The sequence below is a fragment of the Streptomyces sp. Sge12 genome, assembly GCF_002080455.1.
GTDB lineage: Bacteria > Actinomycetota > Actinomycetes > Streptomycetales > Streptomycetaceae > Streptomyces.
Window position 1 is genome coordinate 6,630,390 of the sequence record NZ_CP020555.1, and the last position, 12,364, is coordinate 6,642,753.

12 protein-coding genes are annotated in these 12,364 nt (G+C 72.6%); 4 read left to right on the forward strand and 8 right to left on the reverse strand.

Annotation, left to right across the window (positions count from 1 at the left end):
- Positions 1-145 precede the first annotated feature (145 nt).
- Complete coding sequence (locus tag B6R96_RS29850; protein ID WP_081524132.1) at positions 146-1,714, reverse strand: alkaline phosphatase D family protein; 1,569 nt, start codon at positions 1,712-1,714, stop codon at positions 146-148.
- Between the two features lie 223 nt (positions 1,715-1,937).
- Positions 1,938-2,789 carry an alpha/beta fold hydrolase gene (locus B6R96_RS29855; RefSeq protein ID WP_081524133.1) on the reverse strand — a complete coding sequence of 284 codons (852 nt, stop codon included), beginning with the start codon at positions 2,787-2,789 and terminating at the stop codon, positions 1,938-1,940.
- Positions 2,790-3,076: 287 nt separating this feature from the next.
- On the opposite strand from B6R96_RS29855, the gene B6R96_RS29860 reads away from it, so the two are divergent.
- On the forward strand, positions 3,077-3,847 hold the full coding sequence (locus B6R96_RS29860; protein WP_030388175.1) for a GntR family transcriptional regulator: 771 nt from the start codon (positions 3,077-3,079) through the stop codon (positions 3,845-3,847).
- A 68-nt stretch (positions 3,848-3,915) separates the two neighbouring features.
- Here B6R96_RS29860 and B6R96_RS29865 read toward each other — a convergent pair whose 3' ends face one another.
- The 3 genes from B6R96_RS29865 to B6R96_RS29875 all read right to left on the reverse strand — a co-directional run bounded on the left by B6R96_RS29865 (position 3,916) and on the right by B6R96_RS29875 (position 6,998).
- Entirely contained in the window at positions 3,916-5,070 is a 1,155-nt protein-coding gene (locus B6R96_RS29865; RefSeq protein WP_053704829.1) for an ROK family transcriptional regulator, read from the reverse strand.
- 100 nt (positions 5,071-5,170) lie between these two features.
- Positions 5,171-5,821, reverse strand: a complete 651-nt coding sequence (locus tag B6R96_RS29870; RefSeq protein ID WP_030388177.1) for a response regulator — start codon at positions 5,819-5,821, stop codon at positions 5,171-5,173.
- A 4-nt stretch (positions 5,822-5,825) separates the two neighbouring features.
- Entirely contained in the window at positions 5,826-6,998 is a 1,173-nt protein-coding gene (locus tag B6R96_RS29875) for a sensor histidine kinase (RefSeq protein ID WP_081524134.1), read from the reverse strand.
- Positions 6,999-7,106: 108 nt separating this feature from the next.
- Here B6R96_RS29875 and B6R96_RS29880 point away from each other — a divergent pair, with 108 nt between their 5' ends.
- The 3 genes from B6R96_RS29880 to B6R96_RS29890 are packed head-to-tail and all read left to right on the forward strand — an operon-like array spanning position 7,107 to position 9,282.
- Positions 7,107-8,018 carry an ABC transporter ATP-binding protein gene (locus B6R96_RS29880; protein WP_081524135.1) on the forward strand — a complete coding sequence of 304 codons (912 nt, stop codon included), beginning with the start codon at positions 7,107-7,109 and terminating at the stop codon, positions 8,016-8,018.
- 36 nt (positions 8,019-8,054) lie between these two features.
- Positions 8,055-8,804 (forward strand): ABC transporter permease, encoded by a 750-nt coding sequence (locus tag B6R96_RS29885; RefSeq protein WP_081524136.1) that lies wholly within the window; start codon positions 8,055-8,057, stop codon positions 8,802-8,804.
- Positions 8,805-8,844: 40 nt separating this feature from the next.
- Positions 8,845-9,282, forward strand: a complete 438-nt coding sequence (locus B6R96_RS29890) for a hypothetical protein (RefSeq protein ID WP_030388181.1) — start codon at positions 8,845-8,847, stop codon at positions 9,280-9,282.
- 194 nt (positions 9,283-9,476) lie between these two features.
- Here the strand turns inward: B6R96_RS29890 and mug are convergent, their stop codons facing one another.
- The 3 genes from mug to B6R96_RS29905 all read right to left on the reverse strand — a co-directional run bounded on the left by mug (position 9,477) and on the right by B6R96_RS29905 (position 12,309).
- Positions 9,477-10,025 carry a G/U mismatch-specific DNA glycosylase gene (gene mug, locus B6R96_RS29895; protein ID WP_081525317.1) on the reverse strand — a complete coding sequence of 183 codons (549 nt, stop codon included), beginning with the start codon at positions 10,023-10,025 and terminating at the stop codon, positions 9,477-9,479.
- Entirely contained in the window at positions 10,022-11,455 is a 1,434-nt protein-coding gene (purB, locus tag B6R96_RS29900; protein WP_030388183.1) for an adenylosuccinate lyase, read from the reverse strand. The genes mug and purB overlap by 4 nt, the downstream gene beginning before the upstream one ends.
- Before the next feature lie 71 nt (positions 11,456-11,526).
- Entirely contained in the window at positions 11,527-12,309 is a 783-nt protein-coding gene (locus B6R96_RS29905; RefSeq protein ID WP_081524137.1) for an SGNH/GDSL hydrolase family protein, read from the reverse strand.
- Positions 12,310-12,364: the final 55 nt, after the last annotated feature.

Consider the following 12,364-nt stretch of genomic DNA (forward strand, 5'->3'; position numbering starts at 1 on the left):
TTGCGTGATCACGAACGATCTGTGACCGACTGGTTAAGTGTCCATCTGGCCGATTTCACCCAGTTTTCCGAGCCATTTCCGGATTGCGGGTCGGTCCGCTGCGCCTCGGCTGCCGGTCCGCCTCCGGTTGGCGCCCCGTTCGGCCCTACTGGCCCACGCGCCCGGGCTGGAGGGTGCGGGTGAAGAGTACGTCCCCTCCCTGGCGGCGCAACCGGACGGTGAGCTCCCCGCTGCCGCCGTCGATGTCGACCTCGCCGTAGTACGGGGGGTTCTCCGAGGGCGACATGTTGGCGAAGGGGGCCGACTGCACGAAGGCGGTCTGCGGACCGAAGGTGGCGTCCAGCCGCCCGGCCGGGAACCCGCCGGCGCCGATCGGGCCGGACACGAACTCCCAGAACGGCGCGAAGTCGGTGAAGGCCGCCCGCTCGGGCGCGTAGTGGTTCGCGGCGGTGTAGTGCACGTCGGCCGTGACCCAGACGGTGCCCGGAATGCGCTGGTGCTTGATGTGCCGCAGGAGTTCGGCGATCTGGAGTTCGCGGCCCAGCGGAGCGCCCGGGTCCCCCTGGGCGACGGCCTCGAAGTTCGCGGCGCCGTCGGGTACGACGATGCCCAGCGGCATGTCGGCGGCGATCACCTTCCAGGTCGCGCGGGAGCGGGAGAGCTCGCGCTTGGCCCAGGCCAGCTGCTCGGCGCCGAGGATGCCGATGGGGTCCTCGGTCTGCGTGCCGGGGGAGTTGGCGTTGCGGTAGGTGCGCATGTCGAGCACGAAGACGTCGAGCAGCGGGCCGTACCGCATGACCCGGTACATCCGGCCCTCGGCGCGGCCCCCGCGCAGGTCGGTGACGGGGAAGTACTCCCCGAAGGCCTGGCGGGCGCGGGCGGCGAGGGTGTCGGCCTCCTTGACGGTGTAGCGGGGGTCGTCGATCAGCTGGCCGGGGTACCAGTTGTTGCGCACCTCGTGGTCGTCCCACTGGGCGAGGACCGGGACCTGGGCGTTGAAGCCGAGCAGGCTGCGATCGAGCAGGTTGTAGCGGAAGTTCCCGCGGAACTCGGCGAGGGTCTCGGCGACCTTCGCCTTCTCCTCGGTGGTGATGTTGCGCCAGACGGTGCCGTCGCGGAGGGGCGCGGTGGCGTTGACCGGTCCGTCGGCGTAGATCGTGTCCCCGCTGAAGAGGAAGAAATCGGGGTTGCGCAGCCGCATCTCCTCGAAGACGCGGTAGCCGCCGAGGTCGGGGTTGATGCCCCAGCCCTGGCCCGCCAGGTCGCCGGACCACAGGAAGCGCACGTCGTGGCGGCGGGAGACCGGGGTGGTGCGGAAGGTGCCGTGGACCGGCGAGGAGCTGCGGCGGGGGTCGTCGGGGTCGGTCAGGACGACCCGGTAGTGGATCTGCTGGCCGGGCGGCAGGTCGCGCAGGACGGTGGTCCCGGTGAAGTCGCTCGACGGGCCGAGGAGCGGACCGCGGTGGCGGCGTACGGCGTAGCGGAACGCCTCGCTCGGGGAAGTCTCGACGTACATCCGTGCCGGGCGGTCGGCGCGGGTCCACACGGTGGCCGAGTGGGCGGTGATCTCGCCGGACTGGACGCCCCACAGCGCATTGGGCCGCCCGGAGCGGGCGAAGGCGGGGGCCGCGAGCGCCGGAGCGGCGATCAGCGCGGAGGACAGGGCGAGGGATCCGCCGATGAGGGACCGTCGGGTGTGCGGGATCGATGCCATCGGGTACGTCTCCTGGGGCCGGCGAGGACGGGTCGGACCAGCGTGCCGTCGCACACCGGCCCGGCCGCGTCGCCCACGCGAACCGCGGATGAACAGCCGTCAGCCGCTCATTCGTTCAGCTGTCCGGGCATGCCGGCGGGTCCGCCGGGTCCGCCGGGTCCGCCGGGTCGGTCGGGTCCGCCGGGTCCGGGGCCGGTCGGGTCGGCCGGTCCCGTTCGGTCGTTCAGGCGACCGCGAGCCGCGCGCTGCGGGCCGTGTCCAGCATCACCCGGGAGACGAGCGCCGGATCGTCGTTCATCGGGACGTGACCGCATCCCGGGAGCCGCACCAGCCGGGCGCCGGGGACGGTGTGCTTGGCGCGGACGCCCTGCCGGCGCAGCAGCAGGCGGTCGCGGGTGCCCCAGGCGATGGTGACGGGCAGGCCGGGCACGTCGTCGGTGAACCGTACGGAACCACCCGCGGCCAGCGTGTCCTCGAAGCCGGTGGCATCGCGCAGGGCGAGGGTCTCGGCGACGACGGCCTCGGCCGGGCGGCGGGACGGGCGGGCGTAGATGGTGCCGGTGAGCGCGGCGCGGCCGGCGGCGGTGCGCGAGAGCCGGCGCACGGCGGGGAGGGGGAGAGCCTTGGCGCCGGCGCGCATCGCGAGGAGCGTGGCGAAGGCGTAGCGGCGCTCGCCCTCGGTCCAGAAACCGGCGGGGGAGAGGGCCGTGATCGAGCGGACGAGGTTGCTCCGGCCCATTTCGAGGGCGAGCAGACCGCCGAGCGAATTGCCCGCGACGTGCGGGCGTTCGACGCCGAGGGCGGTGCAGAGCGCTCCGAGGGCCGGGGCCACGGTCCCGAGGGAGTACGGGACGCCCGCGGGCAGGGGCTCCGAGGCGCCGAAGCCGGGCAGGTCGACGGCGATCACGTCGTGCTCGGCGGCCAGGATGTCGAGCACCGGGTGCCAGGCCTGGCGGTGATGGCCGATGCCGTGGAGCAGGAGGAGCGGTTCGCCGGCGCCCTTGCGCTCGTAGGCGACGGTGGCGGTGCGGGGGCCGAGCGGCGAATCGATCGTGAAGGAGACCGTGGCGGTCATGCTGCTCCTCGTCGGTGGGCGCGTGCGAGACAGGATGTCAGTAGTGCCTACCGTCATGATTACCGTCCGGTAGCCCTTGACTACAAGCCTTCCGTGCCATCGAGAACATCCCATGAACGGCTTGATACGTATGCCCGTTCTGCCCGGCAAAGGCATGAGCATTGGTCTTGACCAAGGGGGTGCGCCGTCCTATCGTCGCAGGGATAGTGCAGGAACCTTTAATAAACAAGGGCGCAGAACTGCCGCTGAAACACACGGCGAGTGCAGCGATGGCAGGAGGAGTCAGGGTGGGGACCACGCAGCTCGAAACGGCGCCGGAGCCGAAGTACTGGCACCTCAAGACCGTCCTCAGCGAGGCGCTCGACCAGGACTTCGCCGTCGGCGAGGTGCTGCCCAACGAGCGTGAGCTCGCGGCCCGGTTCGGCGTCGCCCGTGCGACCCTGCGCCAGGCGCTCGAGCAGTTGGAGCTCGAAGGCCGGCTGCAGCGTCGCCGTGGCGTCGGAACCACCGTCGCCCCGCCGCGCGTCGGCGTCGCGGTCGGCAGCGCGCAGCACAGCTGGCCCGGCGAGAGCGTCGACGGCTGGGAGCCGCTGGACGCGGCCGAGACCCTGCCGACGCCCGCCGTGCTCAAGCTCCTCGGCACCGGTGGCGCCTTCGCCGCCGACCAGCCGGTGCACACGGTGCGCCGGACCCGGGTCACCCACGGACAGGCCGTCGCCGCCGAGCTGCTCTACGTCCCGGCCGCCTCCGTACCGGGACTGCCCGCCATCGAGGCCCCCGCCGGTCCGGCCCGTGCCCGCGCCGTCCTGCGTGAGCTCCAGCGGCTGGTGCTCGACGGCCAGGACCGCTCGGTGGAGCTCGGCTCCGCCCGCGCCGACGACGCCAAGGAACTGGACCGGCTGCCCGGCGCCCCGGTGCTCCTGGTCACCACGCGCTACTTCACCACCGCGGGCACCGCGGCGGTCTCGGTGGCCACCTACCGCGCCGACACCTGCCGCCTCACCTTCGGCGACTCGGGCAACGTCGAGATCACCCACGAGCCGCGCGTCGCCTCCTGAACCACGCGCAACGGCCCGGCCCCCAGGCAACTCCGGGGCCGGGCCGTTCTGCGTCGTACGGGGCGGGGTCAGGGGCGCGCGGTGACCGTCTTCTCCACCGCGAAGAGCTCCTCCTCGACGTGGTCCAGCGCGAGCCGGAGCGCGCCGGTGGCGACCGCGGCCTCGCCGAGCATGGACTGGGCCACCCTCGGCGGGCGCAGGCAGTAGCGCTCCAGCTCCTGACGGAGCGGCTCCAGCACCCCGTCCAGGCCGGCCGCCCAGCCGCCGACGACCACCAGCTCCGGATCCATCGCCAGGACCAGCGCCGCCACATCGTGCACCAGCCGCTGCAGGAACCGCTCCACGGCGGCCACCGCCCGCTCGTCGCCCCGCTTGGCCATGGCGAAGACCTCGGCGACGGCGGGCTCGTCCAGCGGATGCAGGGGCTCACCGGTCGTCGACAGCAGCCGCTCCGGAGTGGCCTCGCGGCCCAGCAGGTGCAGGGCGCCGATCTCGCCGGCCGCGCCGCCGAAGCCGCGGTGCAGCCGTCCGCCGATCAGCGAGCCCGCGCCGGGGCTGAGACCCGCCATCACGAACACCATGTCGCCGGTGTCCCGCGCGGCCCCCTTCCAGTGCTCGGCGACCGCCGCCGCATTGGCGTCGTTCTCCACCTGGACGGGGCAGCGGAACGAGCGCCGCAGCCGTTCCCCGAGCGGCAGCCCCGTCCAGCCGGGCAGGGCGGTGCCGAGGCGGACCGTGCCGTCCGCCTCCACGATCCCCGGGCTGCCGACCCCGACCGCCCGCAGGGAGTCCCGCGGCACCCCGGCGCGGCGCAGCAGGTCGGCGACGGCCGCCCGCACCCGCTCCAGCCGCTCATCGGCGGACGCCGTCTCCGCGACGTCCTTGGTGCCGGCGCCGATGACCCTGCCGTCCAGCCCGGACAGCAGCACCGCGATCCGGTGCGCGCCGATCTCGATGCCGAGCAGGTGCCCCGCCTCGGTCCGGAAGCGGAAGCGCCTGGCCGGGCGGCCCTGCCGCCGCGCGCCCTCCTCCGCGTCCGCCTCGACGACGAGGCCGGTCGCGATCAGCCCCTCCACCACGCCCTCGACGGTCGGCCGGGAGAGCCCCGTCAGCCGTGTGAGGTCGGTGAGGGTCGGCGATCCGGCCGTCCGCAGTGCGCGCAGCACCACGGCGGAATTGATCCGCCGGAGCAGAGAGGGGTCCCCGCCGGTCAGCTGCCCCAACGTGTGTCCTCCCAGCTAGCGAGCTTGTCAGCCGGATCGTACTGCCCGCCCGGTGTGTCGGCGAGAAGCAGCCCCCCATCGGCCGGAAGCAGCCCTTCCCTCAGGCGGGGGAGACGAACCCCGACTCGTACGCCGTGATCACCGCCTGCGTCCGGTCCCGCGCCCCCAGCTTCGCCAGGATCGCGCTGACGTGGGACTTGACCGTCTCCGTACCGATGATCAGCTCGGCGGCGATCTCCACGTTGGTCAGCCCCCTCGCCATCAGCCGCAGAACCGCCTCCTCCCGCTCGGTCAGGGCCGCCCGCTCCAGCACCGCCCGGGCCTGCCGGTTCCCGTACTCCGCGGCCAGGGCCCGCACGGCCGCCGGGAAGAGCAGCGTCTCACCCTCCGCCACCAGCCGTACCGCGTGCACGATCTCCGAGGGCCGGGCCCGCTTCAGCAGGAAACCGTCCGCTCCCGCCCGCAGCGCCTGGTAGACGTACTCGTCGTTCTCGAAGGTGGTCACCACGAGGATCTTCGGCGGGGAGTCCACGGTCCGCAGCACCGCACGGGTCGCCTCGATCCCGTCGAGGAGCGGCATCCGCACGTCCATGGCCACTACATCCGGCCGCAACTGCCGTACCAGCGGGATCACGGAGGCGCCGTCGGCCGCCTCACCCACCACTTCGATGTCGGGTTGGGCGTCCAGCACGGCGCGCAGCCCCGCGCGCACCAGGGGTTCGTCGTCGACGAGCAGTACGGTAACCGGCATCCGGTCAGCGTATTCGCTCCAGCGGAAGCCGGGCGCGCACCCTCCAACCCCCCTCGTACGGACCGGTTTCGGCCTCCCCGCCGAGCAGCGCGGCACGCTCGCGGATCCCGCGCAGCCCGCTGCCGCCGCCCAAGGTGACGCCGGGGCGCTCCGGCAGCGGGTTCGTCACCTCCATCTCCAGCAGGGCCGCGGTCATCTCCACCCGCACGCGCACCGGGACGGGGCCGCAGTGCCGCAGGACGTTGGTCAGCGACTCCTGCAGGATCCGGTACCCCTCCCGGGTGACCGGGCCCGGCAACTTCTCCAGCTCACCCGTCAGCCGTGCGTCCACCGCGGAGCCGGAGGCCCGGGCCGACTCCAGCAGCCGGTCGGCCTCGGCGAGCGTCGGCCACTGCGACGGCGGCGGTCCCGACTCGCGCAGCACCCCCAGCACCCGCTCCAGATCCTCCAGCGCGGCCCGGCCCGTCTCCTCGATCGCGCACAGAGCCCGCTCCGTGAAGACGGGATCGCCCGCGGCCCGCGCCGCCCCCGCCTGCACGACGGCCACGGTGAGCGCGTGCCCGATGGAGTCGTGCAGCTCCCGCGCGATCCGGGTGCGCTCCAACAGCTGCTCCGTACGCGCCTCCAGCACGCTCAGCCGCTCCGCCGCGGACGGGCTGAGCAGGCGGGTGGCGATCGCGGTGATCAACTCGCCGAGCAGGGACACGACGACGATGAGGAGCACCAGCGGCACGGGCACGAGCAGCGCGGCGAGCCAGCGGTCGGGCAGGAACGGAAGGAGCTCGTCGCCCACGGGATGGCCGACCGCTATCGCGATGAGCTCCACGGCGATCGTGGGCAGCCAGACGGAGGCGCCCACCGCACCGACCGCGACGATCATCCGCGCCTCCAGCCACAGCACGGTGCGCCAGCGGTCCCCCCAATGAGCCGACGGTGCCAGGCTTATGGCGCTGTCGGAGGAGTCGCGGGCGTGCGGCGTGAGCAGGAACTGCGCCTGCATGCCCTCCGCCAGCCGCACCCAGGGCACCAGCCCGAAGGGCAGGATGAGCAGCAGAGGCCCCCACGGCCACTCGGGCATGATGAACATCCATATGGCCAGCAGCAGCAGCGGCACGCAGAGATGCAACCAGCGTGAATACGTCACTGGTTGAAACGGGGCTCGCAGCAGTCGGTACATGCCCCCATGGTGACAGCGCCCTGCTCAGGGCCGTCTCCCCCACGTGGGGGAGACGGCACCCCCGCACGGGGGAGGGAAGGGGGTGGGGCCGGCGGGGAGTCTTGAGCCATGAACAGCATCGAGATCCGAGAACTCACCAAGCGATACGGCACCCACCGTGCGGTGGACGGCCTCACCTTCGATGTCCTGCCCGGGCGGGTCACCGGATTCCTGGGCCCCAACGGCGCGGGGAAGTCCACGACGATGCGCCTGCTGCTGGGGCTCGACCGCCCCACGTCCGGCACGGCCACCATCGGCGGCCGGCACTACCTGGACCTGCCGGACCCGCTGCACCGGGTGGGCGTCCTCCTGGATGCCCAGGCGGCGCACGGCGGGCGCAGTGCCCGTGACCACCTCCGGCTGCTCGCCGCGGCCGGCCGGATCCCCCGCAGCCGGGTGGACGAGGTCCTGGAGCAGTCCGGCATAGCCTCCGTCGCCGAGCGGCGGATCAAATCCTTCTCGCTCGGCATGCGCCAGCGCCTCGGTATCGCAGCCGCACTGCTCGGCGACCCCGGAGTGCTCCTGCTGGACGAGCCCACCAACGGCCTCGACCCCGAGGGCATCATCTGGATCCGCGAGCTGATGCGCTCCCTCGCCGCCGAAGGACGCGCCGTCCTCGTCTCCAGTCACCTGATGTCGGAGACCTCGGCGTTCGCCGACCACCTGGTCGTCCTCGGCAACGGCAAACTGCTGGCCGACACCTCGATGGAGGAGTTCATCGACGCCCGCAGCACCCCGAGGGTGCGCCTGCGCACCTCCGATCCGGTCCGGCTGCGGGCCGCGCTGGCCCGGGACGGCTTCGAGTTGGTGACCTCCGGCGACGGGCGATGGACCGTCGAGGGCATACAGGCCGAGCAGCTCGGCGGCCTGGCCGCCCGTGAAGGGGTTCCCATGCTGGAACTCTCCGACGAGCGCGCCTCCCTCGAGCAGGCCTACCTCGACCTCACCGCCGATCACGCGCAGTTCACCGCAACCCACTGACGTACCCCCGCTCCCGCACCCTCAGGAGGCTTCGCCATGAGCGCCGCTCTGCCCACAACCGCCGTACTGCACTCGGAATGGATCAAGATCCGGTCCCTCCGGGGCACCTTCTGGTCGCTGATATCCGTCCTCGTCGCCACCGTGGGCATCCAGGCGTTGACGGCCGCGGCGCTGGGCCGGGCCGAGGAGGGAAGCATGGGGGAGGATCCGCTGCTCGCGGCCTTCTACGGACTCAACTTCGGCCAGATAGCGGCCATCGCCTTCGGAGCGACCGCCTTCTCCGCCGAGTTCCACAACGGAGCCCTGCGCACCAGCCTGACCGCAGTGCCGGACCGCACCAGGTTCTACCTGTCGAAGAGCTCGATGCTGGGCGCCCTGGCGCTCGTCGCCGGCCAGCTCACCGGACTGCTGACCTTCGTCGCCGGACAGGCCCTCATGGGGGAGCGCGCACTCGAACTGGGCGACCCCGGGGCCGTGCGCGCCGTCGTGGGCTGCGGCCTCTACCTGACGCTCATGGCGCTGTTCGCGGCCGGACTCACGGCGGTGCTGCGCAGCGGAGTGGCCGTTCTGAGCATCCTCATACCCTTCGTCGTCATGGTGTCCTTCATCGTCGGATCGGCGGCGAGCGGGGTGGGGCAGTTCATGCCGGACCGGGCCGGACAGGCGATGATGCGCAGTCAGTCGTACGGAGACCTCGGTCCCTGGGCGGGACTGGGAGTGCTGGCGCTGTGGGCGGGCGTCGCGGTCCTGGGAGGCTGGCTGGCGGTGCGCCGCCGGGACGCGTGACGTCAGGCCAGTTGTCAGTGGCCCTCGGGATACTGACGGTATGACCACGGCAGAGCACCTCGACACGATCGACCGGCTCCGGGCGAAGGAGTTCCCGCCCGAGCCGGTCCGGACCGGAGGAAACAGCAGCGGCCCGGGATTTCACCTGGTCCAGCTCGCCAGGACACAGGACTTCTGGGACGACGACGGCACGGGCCGGATCGAGGCGGCCGACCAGATCGGTGCCGAGTACGGGGCGCTCGCCCAGGCCGCGACCGACCGGTGGGGGGAGCCGCAGATCTTCTCGCTGCGGACGCTGCGGGACCGCGGGCTCGACGGGGAGGAGATACCGCAGCCGTGGGGGGAGATGGGCAACAGCACCGACCACGTGCACCTGTGGCGGGTCGAAGCCCACTGGCTGGTCGCCTACGTCGCGCAGTGGGACTCCGAGGACCCCTACCAGCTGATGGCAGGGGTCACGGTCACCGACCCTCCCTAGGCCGTCCCTTTCGGATCCTGCCGGGCCCGCGACGCCCGGCACCGCACCCGGCCGCGTTGTCGGGGCACCCGAGTACGTCCAGTACACGGGCGCCCCTCCGCCTTGCCGGGCTTCCCCTCGGCCCTGGCGGGCCTGGGGAGACCCCATGGCACCGGGCACCGCGGGCTCGGCCGACAAGATCCGAAAGAGACGACCTAGCAGGGATCCGAGGCTTCGGCGGCCGTGCGGAGGCGGGCGTACTCCTGGGCCATGGACTCGGCGGTCCAGTGGGCGTTGAGGCCGCTCGGGTTGGGGAGGGCCCAGACGCGGGTGGCGCCGATGGTCCGCTCCTGGGGGCCGATCTTCGCCTTCGGCTCGCCGAAAGCGGTGCGGTAGGCGGTCACGCCGACCACCGCCAGCCACTGGGGGCGCAGCAGTTCCACCTTGGCGGTCAGGATGCGGCCCCCCTCGCGGAACTCCTCGGCGCTCAGCTCGTCGGCGCGGGCCGTGGCCCGGGCCACGACGTTGGTGATGCCGAGGCGGTAGGTCAGCAGCTCCTCCTGCTCGGCGGGGGCCAGCCGGCGCGGGGTGAAGCCCGAGAGGTGCAGGACCGGCCAGAAGCGGTTGCCGGGGCGGGCGAAGTGGTGGCCCGTCGCGGCGGAGAGGAGTCCGGGGTTGATGCCGCAGAAGAGCACACGCAGACCGCCCGCGACCACGTCCGGGAGGACGCGGTCGCGGGCGGCGTTCAGCTCGTCGGGGGTCAGAGGATCGACCCCGGCGCGTATCCCGCGGCCTCCGGGTGCTGCTTGGCGATCGACTCGATCCGGGAGACCACCGCCGCGACCTGGTCGCCCGCGGCACCGGTGAAGGACAGCTTGTCGGCCATCAGGGCGTCGAGCTGGGCCCGGTCCAGCGGCATCCGCTCGTCGGCGGCCAGCTTGTCGAGCAGCTCGTTGCGCTCGGCGCCCTGCTCGCGCATGGCGAGCGCGGAGGCCACCGCGTGCTCCTTGATGACCTCGTGGGCGGCCTCGCGGCCCACGCCCGCCCGCACCGCGCCCATCAGGACCTTGGTGGTCGCGAGGAAGGGCAGGTAGCGGTCGAGCTCGCGGGCGACGACCGCCGGGAAGGCGCCGAACTCGTCGAGGACCGTCAGGAAGGTCTCCAGCAGGCCGTCGAAGGCGAAGAAGGCGTCCGGCAGGGCCACGCGGCGCACCACGGAGCAGGAGACGTCGCCCTCGTTCCACTGGTCGCCCGCCAGCTCACCGGTCATCGAGGCGTAGCCGCGCAGGATGACCATCAGGCCGTTCACGCGCTCGCAGGAGCGGGTGTTCATCTTGTGCGGCATCGCGGAGGAGCCGACCTGGCCGGGCTTGAAGCCCTCGGTCACCAGCTCGTGGCCGGCCATCAGGCGGATCGTCTTGGCGATCGAGGACGGGGCGGCGGCCAGCTGCACCAGCGCGGTGACCACGTCGTAGTCGAGCGAGCGCGGGTAGACCTGGCCGACCGAGGTGAAGGCCTGGGCGAAGCCCAGGTGGGCGGCGATGCGCTGCTCCAGGTCGGCGAGCTTGGCGGCGTCGCCGCCGAGCAGGTCGAGCATGTCCTGGGCGGTGCCGACGGGGCCCTTGATGCCGCGCAGCGGGTAGCGGCCCAGCAGGTCCTCGAGGCGCTCGTAGGCCACCAGCAGCTCGTCGGCCGCGGTGGCGAAGCGCTTGCCCAGGGTGGTCGCCTGCGCGGCCACGTTGTGGGAGCGACCGGCCATGACCAGCTCGGCGTGCTCGCCGGCCAGCTTGCCGAGGCGGGCGAGGACGGCGACCGTGCGGTCCCGGGCGAGCTCGAGCGAGAGCCGGATCTGCAGCTGCTCGACGTTCTCGGTCAGGTCGCGCGAGGTCATGCCCTTGTGGACGTGCTCGTGGCCGGCGAGGGCGTTGAACTCCTCGATGCGGGCCTTCACGTCGTGCCGGGTGACCTTCTCGCGCTCGGCGATGGAGGCGAGGTCGACGGTCTCGAGGACACGCTCGTAGTCGGCGAGGGCCTCGTCCGGGACCTCGATACCGAGGTCCTTCTGGGCGCGCAGCACGGCGAGCCACAGCCGCCGCTCCAGCGTCACCTTGTACTCGGGGGACCACAGGACGGCGAGCTCCGCGGAGGCGTAGCGGCCGGCCAGGACATTGGGGATGCGGGGCTTGGCTGTCACGTGGAGGAATTCTACTTGGGCCGCGGCTGTGCGTTTACGCAGGTAGGGCCACCACTCGGGATTGTGGCTTGCTACGAGAGCCGCGTGTCCCCGTAGGGCAGGAGATCGGGGCGCTTGGCCGGGCGGCCGTCCCCCGAGGAGCGGCCCGTCAGGCGGCGGCCGATCCAGGGGAGCAGGTGCTGACGGGCAAAGCTCAGGTCCTGGGCCCGGCGCACGGTCCAGCCGGGGGGAGCCTCGAGCGGCAGTTCGGTGCGCCAGTCAACTTCGGCGGGCAGGCCCAGCGCCTGCCAGACGGCCTCGGCCACCCGGCGGTGCCCCTCGGCGGTCAGGTGCAGCCGGTCGACGTCCCACATCCGGGGGTCCGCGAGCGCGGCGGCCCCGTACAGGTCCACGACCACGGCGCCGTGCCGGGCGGCCAGCTCCTCGATGGTGGCGAAGAGCTCCTCCATGCGCGGCCGGAAGCGTTCCATCACCGGCCCGTTGCGCCCCGGGGAGCGCATCAGGACGAGGCGCTTGCAGGAGGGGGCGAGGAGTTCCACGGCCGATTCCAGGTGGTCGCGGACCCGGCCCATGTCCACCTTGGGGCGCAGGGCGTCATTCAGCCCGCCCACCAGGGTCACCACGTCCGCGCCCATCGCCGCCGCCACCGGGACCTGGTCCTCGGCGATCTGCCCGATCAGCTTGCCGCGCACCGCGAGGTTCGCGTAGCGGAAGCCCGGCTCCCGCGCCGCGAGTCGGGCGGCCAGCAGATCCGCCCAGCCGCGGTAGGAGCCGTCAGGGAGCAGATCGGACATTCCCTCGGTGAAGGAGTCGCCGACCGCGACGAAACTGGTGTAAGAGGCATTCATCTCCATGGCGGAGAAGATGTTACCGCGCGGTACCCCGACCCGGCAGGGCCGGGGACCGCGC

Excerpts from the sequence above, each read along its gene's own strand:
- B6R96_RS29870 (WP_030388177.1), bottom strand. The coding sequence starts at position 5,821 with ATGCCGGTTACCGTACTGCTCGTCGACGACGAACCCCTGGTGCGCGCG.
- B6R96_RS29855 (WP_081524133.1), bottom strand. The coding sequence starts at position 2,789 with ATGACCGCCACGGTCTCCTTCACGATCGATTCGCCGCTCGGCCCCCGC.
- B6R96_RS29890 (WP_030388181.1), top strand. The coding sequence starts at position 8,845 with ATGACCACGGCAGAGCACCTCGACACGATCGACCGGCTCCGGGCGAAG.
- B6R96_RS29875 (WP_081524134.1), bottom strand. The coding sequence starts at position 6,998 with ATGTACCGACTGCTGCGAGCCCCGTTTCAACCAGTGACGTATTCACGC.
- B6R96_RS29885 (WP_081524136.1), top strand. The coding sequence starts at position 8,055 with ATGAGCGCCGCTCTGCCCACAACCGCCGTACTGCACTCGGAATGGATC.
- B6R96_RS29850 (WP_081524132.1), bottom strand. The coding sequence starts at position 1,714 with ATGGCATCGATCCCGCACACCCGACGGTCCCTCATCGGCGGATCCCTC.
- B6R96_RS29880 (WP_081524135.1), top strand. The coding sequence starts at position 7,107 with ATGAACAGCATCGAGATCCGAGAACTCACCAAGCGATACGGCACCCAC.
- B6R96_RS29905 (WP_081524137.1), bottom strand. The coding sequence starts at position 12,309 with ATGGAGATGAATGCCTCTTACACCAGTTTCGTCGCGGTCGGCGACTCC.